The sequence below is a fragment of the Undibacterium sp. Jales W-56 genome (assembly GCF_025548535.1).
GTDB lineage: Bacteria > Pseudomonadota > Gammaproteobacteria > Burkholderiales > Burkholderiaceae_D > Undibacterium.
On record NZ_JAJLQW010000002.1, the window covers coordinates 425800 to 442646 of the forward strand.

Here is a 16847-nt window from a genome sequence, read left to right on the forward strand (position 1 = left end):
ATAGCTATCAATATCAAATTAAAACGGAATAGAAATGCAAAATCATCACAATATTTCCGAAATACCACATCGCCAAATCAGAGCGGTCTATGACGCTACCACCATTCGCGTTTATCAAGCCTATTCTGATGCCATTGCAAACGCTGCATTAGAGAAGGGAACCTTTGTTTCGCCACCATTTAAGATGGAACGGATGACCTGGATTAAACCTTCTTTTCTATGGATGATGTACCGTGCAGGCTGGGGCTTAAAGGACGTTGGGCAAAAACGTATTCTGGCAATTGATATCAGCAGAGAAGGATTTGAGTGGGCGTTAGCACATGGTTGTTTAAGTCATGCGGACGAATCGATCAGTAAGGAAGAATGGGAAGCTAAAAAGAATGCATCACCTGTACGCATTCAATGGGACCCGGAAAGAGATTTGCTTTTGCGTTCGCTACAACATAGAGCCATTCAGATCGGCCTCAGCAAAGAGGCCTTGAACCTGTATGTGAATCAATGGATACAAAGTATTACAGATGTCACTCCGTTGGCGCATGCCATTCATACATTTGTTATAGATAAAGAATTCGAACAAGCACAAGCGTTATTGCCAGCAGAATTGCCATACCTCGTGTCTACTTCGCTCCTATGCTGATTATCACGACATTTAACTTTCCATAGTTTTTAATAAACGTGCCGCATTTTCTGCAATGATTTCATTCTCGACTTGAGCAAGCAAAGCCAATTTTTCTTTTGCACTATCTGTCCCGATTGCACGAAGCGCATATAGACATTTCACTCCGAATGCGTAGCTTTCGTCGTAATCTAAATACGGGAAAGCGATCAAAGCAGCATGGAACAAGCAATCTACAGTACTAGGGCATTTCAAATTCTTCAGTATCAATGCTATGTTCTCATGCTGAGTATGCCAATCCTCCAACAAAAGTTTACACAGCACGTCTGTGCATCTTTCAAAAAATCCAAAATGAAATCCAAGTAGAAGAATATGCTCAACTTCATTGGAATCTTTACGTGAGAATGCGTCCTCTAAGGCGTTAGAGATATATTCAGCATTAATCCCGGAGCTTTCCGGAAAAAATATTAAGAATTTATCCTTCGAAATTTTACCTAAGGATAGGTCGAGTATTAGTTTTAATTGATCTGATGTCATGGAACTTGAAAGTTTTTAATATACGAGTTAAACGTTTCCAAGGCAGTACCTTTGCCGAGGCCGATATTTATTTGAGTGCCTTCTGCTTTAAAGAAAGCATTGCTCGAAGACCAGCCTTTGGACACTAAGGACATATCACCATATGTGCCCTTAGCAAGAACCGAAGCGTCGCGAACTCCAATACTTTCTAATGCACTGAGAGCTCCGGGTTTCATATTAAACTGAACAAGAACACCGTCATAAGCTTGTGAAAATTGCTTTGTTGGGGAAATAAATGTTTCCGCCGTTGCTGGCACTTTACCTGTAGCTACAAGTTGCTCGTAATGCTCTTTACTCATAGTACGGAAGAACGTCGTCCCTGCTGCCGCACCTTCTTCAACTGCCTTTTCACCGGAGAATAATTTCGCAAAAAAACCTGTGATCTTACCCGCACCACCGATAGATCCAGCAACCATACCGCCAGCACCAAATGGAGTTGTAAGTTTTTCTACCGCTTCAAGAGGATGGTCAAGATCGTAATTAACATTATTCTTGAGCTGTTGCCACTCCCCCTTTAAGTATTTGCCGACTTTCTCAACAACGCCTACACTGTTTGTCGCATTATTATTACCGTTCCCATTACCGCGACCATTGGCATCGCCTTTCTTAGATTCCCCCGAATTCGCTTCTCCTTGTGGATTCCTTTCTCCACTGATGATGCCACAGTTTGCACCCGGTGTTTCTGCGCAGGTCTTAGACTCGGCTGTCGCTATGGCAAACCCGGTCGGATCCGTCAGATTCGTCGGGTTATTCAGCACATAGCTATAGCGATTATAGTTCTGTCCGTTGATCGGGTCTTGGATTAATGGGTCGCCACTGAGGAAACGTGCCGTGATCGGGTCGTAGATCCGGCCGTTCATGTGGACCAGGTCGACCTGGTCGAGCATTTCATGCCCGGTGTAGCCTTTGTTGTCGAGGTGGCTGGTGCTGTTGTCCAACGGGGCGCTGCCGTCGAGGGTTCTTCTTCTGCCCCAGGCGTCGTAGGCGAGTTTTTCACTGAGGCTGCCGTCGCTGCCGCTGAGGGCGATCGGGCTGCCTAGCCGGTCTTTGTGGTGCCAGTAGAGCTCGCTGTTGCTGGCGCCGGGTTTGTCGATCTCGACACCGATGCCGCCGGGCCAGTAGGTTTTGATGGTGGTGCCGCCTTTGGTGTCGATTTCCTGGGCGCCGGCGTAGATGAGGCTGCTGCCGTCATTGCGGTCTTGGCGGACCCGCTGGTGTTCGGGGCCGTAGACGAAGTTGTCGGTGATGGTGCCGCGCTGGATTTGCACTGGCATGTCGTAGCTGGTCCAGGTGAGATTACGTCCTGCGCCGGTCTTGAGGTTGCCGTTGTTGTCGTAGGTGAAGCTGCCTTGGCTGCTGGTGCTTTGGACGGCGTGGGGGCGGATGGCGCTGCTGCCTTGGCTTGGGTAGGTGTAGCTGCCGATGCCGGTTTTGCTGCTGAGGTTGCCGGCGGGGTCGTAGCTGGTGGTTTGCAGGGCTTGGCCGCCGACCTGGCTGGTGCTGAGCCGGTTGAGGCTGTCGTAGCTGAAGCCTTCGTTGAAGCTGCCGCTGTCCCAGTATTGGGCACGTTGGGTGACGTTGCCGAGGGGGTCGTACTGGTAGCTTTCTTGCAGACGCGGGGTGCCGTTGCTGTGGACGGTGCCGCTGTCTAGTCGTCCGGTGTTGACGTTGTAGCTGCGCAGGTCAAACAGGCCGTTGCCGAGCAAGGCGCTGGTGGGTCTTTGTGCGGCGTCCTGGGTGGTGACTTGCCAGAGGATGAGTGCGCCCCGCTCGGTTCTGGCGAGATAGCCGGTGTTGTTGTAGCGGGTGTCGTAGACTTTGGCGCTGTCGCTGCCACGTTGGTAGGTGGTGCGGATCAGTCGGCCCCACAGGTCGTAGTCGGGGGTCTGGCTGTAGACCTGGCTATTGATGAGCTGGCTGCTGCGCGACGGACGGCCGAGACTGTCGTAGGTGTGCAGGCGGCTGTAGTCTTTGGCGCTGCCGGTGAGTGTGTAGGCTTCGGCGAGTTGGCCTATGCCCTTGGCGGCGGTGTCGTAGGTCCAGCGGCTTTCCAGGTCGCTTTCATGACGGGCGGTCATGCGGTCGATGGCGTCAAATTCGATACGGGTGAATTTGCCGAGGGCGCGTTGGTTCGGGCTGGTTTGTTTCCAGGTGCGGCCAACCGGGTCTACGTCGTAATGCGTCCATCCGAGATCGGGGTCGCGCAGGTCGGTCTTGCGACCGAGTGCGTCGTACGTGACGGTGATGAGGTTGCCATTCGGATCGATGGTGCTGATGAGGTTGCCGAACGGGTCGTAACCAAAATTGTTGTTACCTCCATGGGCGTCGATGACATTGATGACACGGCCTAGTACGTCACGGGTATCAGTGCGTGTTTGTGACTTGGGATTGGTGATGATATTGACCAATCCTTGATAGGTGGTGTGCGTGGTCAGGGCGGCGCCATTCTCATCGAGGGTGATGAGATCGGTGACGCGATTGAGGTCGTCGTAATACTGGCGTTGTGACAGATGCGCACTGTCATTGATAAAGCGCGGCTGATCGACTTCGCTGAGTCGGCCCTGGCTGTCGTAGCGTTGGTCGGTGACGATGCTACGGCCATCGAAGCCCCAGCTCATTTGACGTACCGTGTGCCCCGCGCTGTCGCTGTAGCTGACTTGCGGTACAGTGACACGGTCATTGCCGTGGAAATTCTCTGTAATGCTGGCGACGGTGGCGTAGCTTGGGCAGTCGTTCTGGCATTGCTTGCGGTAGGAGCGTGTTTCATTGCCGTCTGCTCGCAATTCTTTGGTCACTCTGCCAAATCCATCCGCTTGCCATGTGGTGGTGAGACCGTTGGGACCGGTCAGGCTGCTTTGCGCTCCGGTGCCTGGGTAGTAGGTGCGCGTCTCGGTATGACCCGCTGCATTTTTAATCGTTTGCGGAAAACGGCCACGCGGATCATAGGCCGTATCGGATTCGGTTCTTGTGGCGGATTGAGCCGTGTAAGGATCGGTCCAGGTCTGGATCTTTTTATTGACCAGTCCGAATACATTGCCTGTGCGGTCAAAGGTATTGACGACTTTGAGTGCCGTATTGTGCGGCTCGATTGTTTCTGTTTGCGGCAAAGTGGTACCCGCCAGATAGGTATAACTCGTAGTGCGAGCGAGTGTACCTGAGACAGGATCCGTTTTTTTGATGGTCTTTTTGCGGGGCAGGCCGGCTAACCAGGAGGTCTTATCGTTGTTGTACGAAATGATGGTTTCGCTAGCGAAAGTTTTTCCGGCGCCGCTTGCGGTGATTTTCTGGTTATTCAGATTGCCCCACAAATCTTTATAGACATTGACGGTCACACTGCTGCCGAGATCACTGCCATCCAAATCTTTTTTAGTGGTATTGGTTTGAGAGATATAGGCAAATATGGTGTTATTGCCATTGGCCTGCGGCACGATCAGATTGCTGAGAATATTAACCGTGTCTTCCAGTACGGCACTGCCATGCACGGTGACGCTACGGTTAAGCATACCTGTGTAAGGATAGCCCTGCGTCAGGTACGAAGTTTTGACGATATTATTTTGTACATCAGTGACCTGCACCAGACCAAAGCCGAGCGAGCCACGACCTGTTGCGTCGCTCAGTGCGCCTTCATAGTAGTAATTGTTTTTGATCCAATTGCCTTGCCCGTTACTGCGGCGTAATTGCTTGGCCATAACGCCGGCTGGACGCAGGATTTGCGGATAGGTCGGCTTTTGTTCTACGCCGTTGACGTGAGTAAATGTGCTGAAAACAGTGGAGTCGTCACCGCGCGCATAATCCACCTCTTCGCGTTGTCCGACGCCATTGGTCACGCCGATGATCCGGTCCTGTGACGCAGGCACCGCCAGCGAATAAACCAGACCGGCATTTGATCCGGCGGCAGGGTCTCTGAATACAAAACTCGGAACGCCACTGCCATCCAGATCGAATTGTCCAATCAAGGACAGACTGGCGTGGTTATTCGGCACGGCCTGACAGGTATAAACCCCATTCGTCCAGCGGCATAGTTGTGTAGTCGCGCCGGTGTAGTCAGGATAATTAGGAACAAGATCGCCGACAATGCGCGCTACGCCGTCCCCGGTATAGTCACCGAGATGACGAGTGACGACAGTGGATCCGGAGTTTGCCGGTGTTGGCTTGCAGTCGTATGCGGTTTCTTTACTCAGGCACGTCCACGGTGCTCCGCCAACAGTGAAGACAAAATCGGTTAATCCGTCACCGTTGATATCCCCTACCCCGCTAACGCCTTGCAGTGGTGGCAATGTCGCTCCACCAGTGCCGATCGGCGAACTGGCGACATAAGCTGATTGACATTGGATGCTCTTTTTATTAAAACAAACAGTGACACCTTCGTAGCTGCGGGAGGAGTAATTACTGTTTTGCCAGATCGAGAAAAAATCAGACACATCTTGTTTGCTGAGATCAATACCGGCAGGCCTGAAATAAGCGTAACCCAACAGACTCACATAAGGCGGTGTCTGCGGTGTGTTATCGACGATGCTTAAGTTTTGGCATTGCACACCACTGGAAGCATGGTAAGAGCAATCAACCATCGTGCCGCTCGTACCTGTGCCGGGATAATTAATCCCAAAATTCAAATGCATTTGGCGATCATTACGCAAATCGACGATGGTTGGCAAACCGCTCTCTGAAGAGTTGCCAGACATGCTGATCGACCTCTGTGTACAAACAAAATTCGGCAAGCCGCCGCTGCCAGGCGTATTCAGGCAATAGCCAACCATGGCTGGCATGCCTGGTATGCGGCTCTCCAAGATGAGATCGTCGCGTCCGTCGCCGTCCAGATCAGCAAGTGCGTAATCAGTCACCAGATTTGCATCTGTTGCAAAACTTAAAGTCAAATCACTGATGGTGTCATTGGGCAAGCGAATGCGCAATTGTCCATTGAAGACGGGCCATTTCTTTGTAAATTCCGGATCTTGGGAGCCGCTGCAATCAAGTTGTTGTCCACCATTACATTTCGCCACGTAGTTGGCGATCATAAAACTAGGTTTGCCGCTACCATCAAGATTACCTTGGACGCGCTTTTCACCCAAAGTAGCCGTTGGGAAGTATGGCAACGCAATCGAAGGCTTTTGCACATAAGCCGGTGCCGCAGCCCCCCAATCAAACGTTGTCTTAGGCAAACATTCGTTGGTTGAAGTAACGGGATTGATCGCGCAGGCTTGCATCCAGTCGACCATGCTACGGCCACTATTGGTGCTTATGGTGTAGTGCAAGGTATGGTCGCGCACCAGCGTGCCGCCATTGCCACCGGCATCCGTCCCGATGAAAGTCTGCACATGAGTCAGGCGATTGATCAGGTCATTGTGTGAGCCGCCCATATATTGGACTTGCGCGTCTGGTCGTGCCTCATAAGAGAATTTCACTGCCAGGTCGCTGGTTTGATTGGCCGTGCTATTGGCACCGTAACGAATTTGTTTTGGCGTGTATTCTCCGGTCGTGGCGTCCTGGTTATACTCCACCGTCATCACATTACCAGAGCGATCTTGCGTACTTTTCAGCGCCCATAACAATGGCTGCCCGTCGCTACGGCCTTGCGCAGCAATTGCACTGTTAGTATCCGTACCGAACAAATGAATCCGTCCGTCTTTACTTTCCAGCTTAAAGCCACCTCCTGCAACTGTGGTAATGCGACTAAAACTCTCTTGTTCCGTACGATACTCTGCGGTGCTAGTCCAATTCCAATAGAAGTCGTCGTAGGCAGTAGTATTGGGTGATGGCAAGGTGCCGTTAACACGTATTAAGCGCTGGCCATCCAGGCATAAACGATCGCCATGATCAAAGCTAATGCGGCCTGAATCAATGTCTTGGACAATCGTTTTATTACAGCGATGAATGGTCGACAAGCCGCCGAGTGACCAGCCCAATCCAACCATACCGTTGCTGCCAAGGCTTGAGTAATTCAGTGATAAATTGGGAGACAAACCACCTGTTCCTGGTGGGATGGCCAGAGGAATGCTGTAGGTCGCAGCACCATCATTGCCGACTGCCAAATTGCCTGGCAGGCTGCCAGCATCGGTGTTGGCAAGATGCGGCGGCGCGATCGTTACGGCGATTGGATCTGCCGGACTGGCGCCTGCTGAGCTGACTAATGTGACCGAGGTAGATGTGGACTGTGCGAGTTGATTCCCCACTCCATCAAATGCTCTGGCTGTGACAGCAAATGCGCCGACCTGAGTTGACTTCCAGGAGGCGGTCCAGAGCGCATTGGTGTTCGACGCCGTCGCAATCAATTGTCCGTTCGCATAGAACTTCACACTAGCAACTGAGGCGGAGCTTCCTTGTGGCAAAGATACTGTCGCAGTTAAGGGAATTGTGCTGGCAATATTTAGCGTGGCACCACTGGCGGGTGCAGAAACCGTGACGCTTGCCCCATTATTTGCATCAACATAAATCAGGTTTTGTACAGAAAACAGGGTACTGCTGCCTTTTCTGACTTTGGCATAGACAACATAAGGGGTTGCACTACTTGGTAACGCTGCTTTGCTTGCAAAATAGGTGTTGCCTGTTGCATCAGTTGAGTCTACGGCTGCGGTAATCCATTCATCATTGATATTGAACGCAACTTCATCATAAGGAGCACTACCGTTGAGTAGTTTTGCCTGCATAAATACGTTAGCGGGACCCGGATAGTGATCGCCGTTGGCGGGCGTTGCCATTGCAATACGCAGGCTGCCAGGCATATTGCAGAGTCCGTCACTGCAAGGTAAGACAGTGGTAGCACCCATTGTGCTTTGCACTTGTACATAAAGTGCCGCACCAGGATATTGACTAGTAAAACTGCTGAGATCAAAGTTGAAATGATGTGCAGATCCCGCTGTATGGCATTGTGTTTGCACGGCGATGTTATCAACTTCTGTCGCGACACCTGCCGTACCTGCTCCGATCAGTGCGCCGCCCAGGCTAGCCGGTGCGTTAACATAAACTTGGAAGTTTAAGGCTTGAGCCACGGTGTCCTGGCAAGCCCAGCCATAAAGAATAGGTACATTCGCCGCATTGCTACGTACCCCGCTCACTGCACCAAGTAAGGTACTGTCAGTCACGTTGACAATAACAGGTACAGAATCAGTCACATTGTTGGAGTTATCGGTACTACGCAGCTTGAAGCGATACGTTCCCGTAGGAGCGGCATAGGTATAGTTCAGAGTTAGTGAAGCAGTTGTGCCGGTCGCTGTTTGTATTGGCGTAGCGTCATATCCGCTGCCGGTGTCTTTAAACAATTCCAGTTTAACGACTTGCTGATCGTCAGTTCCAGTTCCTTTAATCACGATATTCGTCGTGGAACCTGGAGCAATCCTGAAATTGGTGGGCGTAATATTTAATATAGCTGTCGGTGGATTACCTACGGCGGAAACGACACTCACCATCGCAGTGTTTGACGTACTTACCGCATTATTATTGTCATAGGCTTTCGCGACGACGTTGTGATTCCCCAATGCCGGACTGGTCCATGTAAAGGTGTATGGCGCTTGTGTCACCGTAGCCAATAAATTGCCGTCGCCGTAGAACTCCACTTTTTGCACAACACCGTCACTGTCGCTGGCATTAGCAGTGACAGCAATACCACCTGTTGGTGTAGCTTGGGCCGGGGCAGAAAGGGTAATTGTCGGTGGCGCATTGACTCTACCTGTGACAGCAATACTTGTGCCTTGAACACCAAGATTATCTGTCGCTACCGCCGTGACACTATAGTTGCCAATCGGTGGAGTAACCCAACTGAAGTTGTAGGGAGACGTAGTTACGACTCCTATTGATGTGCCACCGTTAAAAAACTGCACATTGGAAATTGTTGCGCTACCTGCACCAGTCGCAGTTGCACTGAAATTGATTACATCAGAAACGTTATATACGCTGCCGTTGCCTGGCCCGCTCAAAGTGATTGCGGGAACATTCGAAGGTGCCGTTACCGTGACTGTGTACACCGGAGAGTCACCCTGCAAGCCTCCGATAGTGTAAGAACGCAGATAGATTTGATGTGTACCGACCGCAAAATTTGCATAGCGTGCGTTATTTCTGGTCGTATTTACAGGTTCTCCAAACTTATAGGTTACCGTGTAAGAAATACTGTCTAGGACCGTATTACCTTCTCTGAGTTCGACCTTATTTACAGAATCAGTGCCACTTGTGGCGTTGACGGTATAACTGATGCCAGCATTTAAGGTTCCACCAGCGCCGGCGACGCCGCCGGTAGTTGTCGCCTGAACGGCAATATAGTTAATATCCGAGGAGCCTGGTGTACCAACCGTCATACTAATTGGACTGGATGTAGTTTGCGCGCCAAGATCGTCGGTCGCTACTGCGGTAATGCTATAAACACCAACGGGGGCATTGTTCCAGATATAGCTGTATGGACTGGAAGTGGCTGTGCCGATTAAAACACCACCGTGATAAAACGCGACACTCGCAATGGTTCCATCGCTATCAGTTGCTGATGCAGTCAACAACGGACTTGCTGTTGTACTGAATACAGCGCCATTTGTCGGTGCGGTAATGCTAACGGTGGGAGGTGTGTTATTCGCAACAATCACCGTTACGGCGTTACTGAGTCCCGTCGCCAATGCATTGTCCGTTGCTCGCAATTGCAAGGTATGCGTGCCGATTGCCAAATTGACTGGTACATTGATGCTGGCAGCAGAGACAGTAGCGATAACACTGGCACCGTCCAGTAATTCTAGTTGTGTCACGCTACCATCGGCATCCGAACCCGCCCCTACTACAGTGACGCTCGCGGTGGTGCCTGTCGTTAATACATAGCGAGCATTCGTTAAAGGAGAACTTATGTTGGCGGTAGGAGCGCTATTGCCGGTAACCGTAATGTTTGCTACTGCGCTCAATCCAGTGACGGATTGATTGTCGGTTGCACGAAGACTGATGGCGTGGGCTCCGGTACCCAAGGCAACTGAAGTATTGATGCTCAGTGTAGTTGATATGCCAGAAACAGAGGAGATAGGCGTACCATTGTCTAAGATTTCCAACAAACTGACTTGTTGATCGTCTGAACTTGTGCCAGAGATGTTGACAAGTGCTTGCCCATTTGCGGCCGCTACAAAAGTTGCGCCATTTCCAGGTGTATTTAAGGTTGCCGATGGTGCTGCATTACTGGCCGATACCGTGATGCTGACAGCAGCACTGGTTGTAGCCGCACCTGAATTATCCGTTGCCCGAACCTGGATACTGTGACTACCAATCGCAAAATTCAATGCGACACTAATACTTGCTGCATTGACTGACGTGACTGGACTTCCATTATCTAAGACTTCCATCGTAACGACAGATCCATCGGAATCACTGCCGAATCCGCTTACGGTCACATTCGCAGTGGTGCCAGCTGTCGTAAATGTAGCGCCATTCCCAGGCGCTGTCAGGGTCGCCATAGGCGCCACATTGGAAGGCCCCGTTACCGTCACAGTGTAACTAGGAGAGTCCCCTTGAAACCCTTCGTAGGTATAACCTCTGAGATAAATTACATGAGTACCGATTCCAAGATTTGCTGAAAGTGTTCCCTGCCGACCGGTATTAACAGGATCTCCTGCTTTAAAAACCACTACATAGGGGACTGAATTTAAAACCGTATCACCTTCCCTTAACTCGATCTTGTTGATCGAGTCCAGTCCAACCGCGTTAGCACCATAAGTAATGCCGGCGCTTAAAGTCCCCCCTATCGCAACCTGGCCTCCAGCAGTCGTTGCGCTGGAAGAATTAAAACTAGCTTGAGCGAACGCATTTTGCGAAACAAAGATGAACAGCAGACCTGCACAGAACGCAGTAATGAACCTCCATATGGAGTCTAAATAGAAACAGGAATATTTACGAACTTGTATGGAAGCCATATGTTCTCTTTACGCGAAACGCAGCCGAAATCAGAAAAACAGAGTTCGGAACTATTTAGCAAAAAAGAGCACGGCTTTACATCCTCGTTTAAAAAATGACAAACGGAGGAGACTAGAACTTAGCGATCAGAGCCAAATCGTCCCAAATGACTCTGTGGAAATTTAGTTGGCGAGAAGTTTATATGGATAAACTAACAACTGTCAAGTTGTTAATAACTAGATGTTGTGTTTTACGGGAAATTTTATCCATCTTCGTCTATGTCATCAGAAACAGCGAGTGGAAAAACCACATCATCTTGGATATACAAACTCTTCTTAATGCCAAAAGCGATACAGGACACTTGGACCAATCAAATTTTCAATCGAGGAAGATGAATCTGCTCAGCACCACCGGTACCACTGTCGTCTGATTTTTCAACGACATAGCTTTTAATCACATTGCTGTCGTTGGCAATCTTCAGAGTCGGTTTGTAATCACGTATGACTTCAAGATCGGTTTTGCTGGGTGTGTAGCCTGTAATCAGCTCAGGTCGAAATGCGCCTGACAAAACTGCTTGCAAAAATACTTGGGACTTGAATTCATCACTCCCAGTCAGGTGAAGTCCTTGCCAGCCTTTTTCTATCGCCAACTTGATAGCCGCTTTAACTTCCTCATCCGTGCCACTCGCTACTTTGATTTGACTGCCGTAGTCATAAACTTTTCCACCGCCATTGAGATTGATTTGAAAGCATGTGCCGATATCGGTTTCAAGCTCGTCCACGCCAATGCAATGGTCTGCAAATATCTCCAACAAAATCGGAATGTAGGTTCTGGAAAAAATCGCTTCGCGGTATTTTTTATTGTTCTTTGTATCGGTGGGATTCAAAAATAAATGCCTGGATTTTTTTGTATGAACAATTTCCTCCTGGATTGGGCTGAATTCACCTTCCAATTTCAATGAAGCGATGAATTGTTTGCTTTTTTCGTTACTCATATTTTTCTCCTTGATCAGTGTGTTGAGTTCCTTTCGTTTTGAGGTGATACCTCGTTTATCCATTGCATGACAATTGGCACCAACATGCACGGTAGGTATTTGGTCTAACCCTTGGTCTTGCAGACTGCGATGGTCAATGCGCGATTTACTAGAAGCGATTGACAATCGCCTATTGCAGTGTTTCGCCCACTGTTCGCGCCATTCATCCAATTGCTCTTTGCTATTCCAGTCACGGTTCTTTTTACCAAAGCCATCATTGGTGATATTGATCTCACGAGTGGTCAGCAAAATATGAGCATGGGGATTTCCTTTCTTATTGTGAATAACGACATCTGCAATCATGCCTTTGCTAGTTAGCTGTGTATGTACAAATCGTTCAAGCAAAATAATGTGCTGTGAGGGGCTCAACTCAATCGGTAAGGCGACTTCTATTTCACGGGCTAGTGCGCATCCTTTCTGGTTTCTGACTGTTCTACGGCATTCCAAAGCTGTTCACGGTCTTTCATCCATTGCGGTGTGTTGGGCGGTGTGAAGATACGGCGATAAGTGACTTCCTTTTTTCTGGTGTAGTCAAAAGTTTGACCAGTGCGGTTGTCGTGGATTTTTTCACCTGTACGATAAGCGGCGGCTGCGGTAGCACTTCTTCCAGTGGTTCGGGTAATGAGTTTTACACTCAAGTGGTATATAGCCATAGTTATTCTCCTGAACGTTTGGCTTTCAGCTTTGAGCACACGTCGAGTAACGACGTATAAGTGCGCATTTCGCTGTTCTGCTCTTGACGTTTCTTTTTTGTTTGTTATTTGTGTACTACAGCGTGAATTTGAAATGTCAACGCTCAAACAATAAAAACAGGAGATAAAAGATGAGCAAACCGAATTTGAATAAATTACTTCAGCAGAAAGCTGAACTTGAAGCCCGCATTCAGCAAACCAGAAATCGTGAGGCTATGGAGGAAAGGAAACGAGATACCAGGCGAAAGATTCTGGCAGGTGCTTATGTGATTAAGCTGGCAGACAATGATTTGAAAAAGCTGGGCAGGGAATTGATTGCAGCAGGAATGCTTGAGCCTAGGGACTATGCTTTATTCGGAGTGAACAATGATTCTGCTGACTTTGATTCTAATCGTTTGTCTTTGGACTGATTAATTCTGACTGCGAGATGAAAAATACGTGGACATGAATAACATAGACAAAGCGGTTACTTTTTCAACAATCTGAAGCATACAGCGCTTTTTACTTGTACCAAACTTCAGTGATTCGTGCAGAACCTGCTTTTTTACCTGAAACACGCATGACTGTTGACTCTTACGGTTCTACTCGCAGGAGAATCAATACCAGCATAGATTTCACAATAAAAGTGTTGCTGGCATTGGCTTTCCCGGTTCTGCGCATTTGGCATGATCGAACATGCCTATCCCATAAATGCAAAAGAGCCTTTCGGCTCTTCGTTTTTTGCAGGTTGAATTGATCAGGCTTGCTTCTGGAAATTGACGATATTGGATTTGTCGTCATTAGATTTCAAGGTGCTGTCGTCTTCATAGTCAAAGAAAACCATCGCTGGTTCAGCCCTGCAAATGTTTTGAGCGAATCGCTTCATGCATTCAGCTCGGCTTGGTAACTGATAAAAATAGCCCTGTGTTTTACTCTTCCAGTTGGATCGCCAGTTGGGATTATCCTGCTCAAAGGCAAATACCTTGCTCATGGCCTTACCCATTTCGTCTGCACTGGGCATAAAACGAAAGCCAAGGTTTTTGCACCATTCCAAGCAGTCAGCATAGAAAGCATTGCGATAACAACGGCTCTGGGTGTTATCAGGAGCCTTCACAATCGTTTTATTCTCAACCAAGGCTGAACCATTCAAGACTTCATAAATAAATCGCTCTGGCATTGGTAAGCTACGAATCATCAATGTCATGCGTGCCTTGGTATTTGGAAAATCTCGTGGTGTGAAACCAGAGATATCACGATTTTTAAGTGTATGAAAAATCGCTTCACGACCACCGTTTTTAATCCATTCATTGTATTGATAGAAAAACTCACCTGGCTTCGTCTTGCCCTTGTAGCGAGGGTTACCATCAATCACAAAGAAGCGACGATCTTCTTCGCCCACAGGCACACACCATTCTTCATTGGATGCCACAAAAATACGAGAATAGTTCTTGACTTGAATCTCAGGTCGCCCTTTGTCATTAATCGAATTCACGTCTTCAGTGATCATGGCTTTCAATCGTCCTCCCGTGTGTAATCCTAAAAGTGGTAGCCAAAAATCGGTGGGATTTTTTTGTTTTAAAAAAGTCGCTGGATCAAAAATTCTGGCAAGGTCTTCTTGCGTGAATTCTTTCCAGCTATTTTTTTCTTTCACCTTTTTGGCGGTAGCTTTGGTAAATAATTTATGCCCAAGCGTAGGATAAGGTTTTTCTTCGTGCCATGCACCAGAGGTTTTTGCCAGTTCAAATAAGCCTGTGATCGCACTGAGATACTTTTGCTGAATGGTTTTGCTGGATAAACCTTTTTGCAGAAGTTCGTCTATGAATTCGGACATGTCCTGCCTGCTAATGGCATGAATGGGAAAGTGCTGACTGTGTTTTCGGACTGCAAGCCAGTCGGAAAAAATCTGCTGATAGTTGCGGTATTCGTACAGGGTTTTGGGTGCGAGGGTGTTTTTCTTGCGGGTGGCGAACCGTTCAATCAGGTCGAGTAACGGTGTGCCTGCAACGATTCCAGATTCGGCAGCAGCTGTTTGAACAGGCTGTACGGGTGTTGAAGCCTTTTCCTCTTGTTTAGCTTTTTCCATGTTGAACTTCATGGATTGGCCCAAATCGCTATCCCAAAAATCTTTACTCGCCTGAAGCATGGCTTGAATGTCAGCAGGATTGTTGGGGTCTGCTTTGATGGTGATATTGTCGCCATTGGGGGGCGTGATTGTGATCTCAAGATTGCGCAGGGATTCTTCTAACTCTTTCTGAGTGAGGGTATGAATCCATTTGAGAATGTCTTGTTCGTCGTCCATAAAGCCAGCCATTTTGTTTTTGACCATGATAGCGGAAATGAGTAGCGATTTTTGCTTGGCGACGGTGGGATTTTTAGTTTGCAACGAGATACGACACTCCTTGCGAACGCCTTCAATAGAAAACTGGTGGCGATAGTAATACACACCGTGACGCGATTGCTGAATTTTGCATGCGAGTTTCATAGTAGCCTCTAAAATGAAGAGGTACCCCTATGAGTGCCACCAAGTGCGAAAACAAAATAAAAAAGCCCTTGATTTTCAAGGGCTTACTTATCTTTGGCGGAGAGGGGGGGATTCGAACCCCCGATACGTTTGCACGTACGCCTGATTTCGAGTCAGGTACATTCAACCACTCTGCCACCTCTCCTGTTTTGCTTTGATGATTAAAAGCAAGCCTGCGATTATAGCAAAGAAACTCTGGATTTGATAGTTTGCATGACCATTTCCTAGAGCTTGGCTTCCATTGCGATGGTGCAGTCACTGCGCGGCAGAGATGCCTTTGTGAGCGCTGGGTTCATTTCCAGCATTGCGGTTTGGGCTTGATTCAGGTCTTTGCTGAATTCATTCAGGTAGCGGGAACGTTCCTGGCTTTGCCATTCGGCGTCGGAGAATGTTTTTGTGCTGTAGGTTTTTGAGGTGTATGCCGGACCGACGATACGCGACATCAGGGCGCGGTCGGGATCGGTATTTTCTTTGAGCAGATACGCGTCGACATCCCTGAGTGTTAGAGGAAAAGCCGGTTCCTGATCGCGCATCAATTTACCGAATACGCTGAGCTTTATTTCGGTTGCGCCCTGCGGCAATACGTCGTTGAAAGTCGCCAGGGCATACGGCTTGCCTTTGGCATCATCAATCCTGCCGCTGACTACGTAGCGCCCTGCCTGGCGAATATCGGCTTTCATATAAAAATTCAGGGATCCTTGCTCGACCGCTTCGCGTATCGATCCGGCCCAGGTGGCGGGAACTTCAGGTGAATAGATCACATCGAAAAACACGATGCCGGCGCGATCCCCGACGTTGTATTTCACTTCCAGCCGTATCGTGCCATTGAATTGGGCGAAGCCTGTCATGGCCGGCGACAAGCTACCAGTGTAGGTATTGTCACCGGGGATCAGGTCGCCGTTGCTCCCATCGTCACCGAAACTCACCGGGACTTGCGGCGCTTCTCTGCTGCCCTGAAAAGTCAGGCCGCGGGCGACTGCGCGCGTGACGAATATCGGTAAAGCTTTTCCATCCTCATCGCTGGCCTTGAGCGAGAAAGTGACGCTCTCACGACTGGCTAAAAAGATATGGGATTGCGAGGTCTGGATCTGCACATGTTTATCTGCCTGTCCGTTCTCTTTGCGCATCGCATGTTTTTCTTCTACTGGCTGATTGGGGTAAACCTGATCGGGGTGCTCGGCGATCGGCCTGGATTCTTGCGGATACTGGCTGCCCTTGCGATAGCTGCACAGCGTGTGATCTGCCAACTCGACTTGTTTGGCCAATTCGGCCAGACGCTGTTCGCGCTCGGCTGCTGACATCAGCACGTCTGAGTTCCCCTGTCCTTGCGGCATTTTTAAAAAAGTCGAATTCACTGATTTTGGCGCGGCGCTGGCAAGGCCGGATTCCAGTCCCGCAGAAAACCACCAGGCGCCGACAACGATCATTAATACCGATGCAATCAATGCGGGGCGCCAATGCCGCACCAGCCAGTGACGCCTGCCACTGACTGGTTCAAAAACGGCTCCACGCTTAGGTTTAGCAACCTGCTTGGAGCCGTCTTTTTTGGAGCGCATATTGAAATCGCGTTTTTAAATCGAATCT

General features: G+C 49.0%; 7 protein-coding genes, 1 tRNA gene and 1 pseudogene. 2 read left to right on the forward strand and 7 right to left on the reverse strand.

The window, feature by feature from the left end:
* The first annotated feature begins 34 nt into the window (after positions 1–34).
* Complete coding sequence (locus tag LPB67_RS07860) at positions 35–637, forward strand: DUF4291 domain-containing protein (RefSeq protein WP_262836570.1); 603 nt, start codon at positions 35–37, stop codon at positions 635–637.
* A gap of 12 nt (positions 638–649) precedes the next feature.
* Here the strand turns inward: LPB67_RS07860 and LPB67_RS07865 are convergent, their stop codons facing one another.
* The 4 genes and pseudogenes from LPB67_RS07865 to mobQ all read right to left on the reverse strand — a co-directional run.
* Positions 650–1153 carry a hypothetical protein gene (locus LPB67_RS07865; protein ID WP_262836571.1) on the reverse strand — a complete coding sequence of 168 codons (504 nt, stop codon included), beginning with the start codon at positions 1151–1153 and terminating at the stop codon, positions 650–652.
* The gene (locus LPB67_RS07870; RefSeq protein ID WP_262836572.1) at positions 1150–11058 is read right to left on the reverse strand and encodes an Ig-like domain-containing protein; all 9909 of its coding nucleotides are present in this window, start codon (positions 11056–11058) and stop codon (positions 1150–1152) included. The genes LPB67_RS07865 and LPB67_RS07870 overlap by 4 nt, the downstream gene beginning before the upstream one ends.
* A 350-nt stretch (positions 11059–11408) precedes the next feature.
* Positions 11409–12095 (reverse strand): LPD7 domain-containing protein, encoded by a 687-nt coding sequence (locus LPB67_RS19175; RefSeq protein WP_410482720.1) that lies wholly within the window; start codon positions 12093–12095, stop codon positions 11409–11411.
* 48 nt (positions 12096–12143) lie between these two features.
* A pseudogene (mobQ, locus tag LPB67_RS19180) lies at positions 12144–12724 on the reverse strand (MobQ family relaxase); the annotation flags it as partial.
* A 170-nt stretch (positions 12725–12894) separates the two neighbouring features.
* Here mobQ and LPB67_RS07885 point away from each other — a divergent pair.
* A complete protein-coding gene (locus LPB67_RS07885; RefSeq protein ID WP_262836575.1) occupies positions 12895–13173 on the forward strand; it encodes a mobilization protein in 279 nt (92 codons plus the stop codon).
* A 326-nt stretch (positions 13174–13499) separates the two neighbouring features.
* Here LPB67_RS07885 and LPB67_RS07890 read toward each other — a convergent pair whose 3' ends face one another.
* From LPB67_RS07890 to LPB67_RS07900, 3 genes are all read right to left on the reverse strand, one after another.
* Positions 13500–15224, reverse strand: coding sequence for a DUF5906 domain-containing protein (locus LPB67_RS07890; protein ID WP_262836576.1), 1725 nt, complete (start codon positions 15222–15224; stop codon positions 13500–13502).
* Between the two features lie 94 nt (positions 15225–15318).
* Positions 15319–15408, reverse strand: a tRNA-Ser gene (locus tag LPB67_RS07895).
* Between the two features lie 79 nt (positions 15409–15487).
* On the reverse strand, positions 15488–16819 hold the full coding sequence (locus tag LPB67_RS07900; RefSeq protein ID WP_262836577.1) for a hypothetical protein: 1332 nt from the start codon (positions 16817–16819) through the stop codon (positions 15488–15490).
* Positions 16820–16847 lie beyond the last annotated feature (28 nt).

Bases quoted from the DNA above. Each gene is read 5' to 3' on its own strand.
- LPB67_RS07860 (WP_262836570.1), top strand. From the start codon at position 35: ATGCAAAATCATCACAATATTTCCGAAATACCACATCGCCAAATCAGA.
- LPB67_RS07865 (WP_262836571.1), bottom strand. From the start codon at position 1,153: ATGACATCAGATCAATTAAAACTAATACTCGACCTATCCTTAGGTAAA.
- LPB67_RS07870 (WP_262836572.1), bottom strand. From the start codon at position 11,058: ATGGCTTCCATACAAGTTCGTAAATATTCCTGTTTCTATTTAGACTCC.
- LPB67_RS19175 (WP_410482720.1), bottom strand. From the start codon at position 12,095: ATGGATAAACGAGGTATCACCTCAAAACGAAAGGAACTCAACACACTG.
- LPB67_RS07885 (WP_262836575.1), top strand. From the start codon at position 12,895: ATGAGCAAACCGAATTTGAATAAATTACTTCAGCAGAAAGCTGAACTT.
- LPB67_RS07890 (WP_262836576.1), bottom strand. From the start codon at position 15,224: ATGAAACTCGCATGCAAAATTCAGCAATCGCGTCACGGTGTGTATTAC.
- LPB67_RS07900 (WP_262836577.1), bottom strand. From the start codon at position 16,819: ATGCGCTCCAAAAAAGACGGCTCCAAGCAGGTTGCTAAACCTAAGCGT.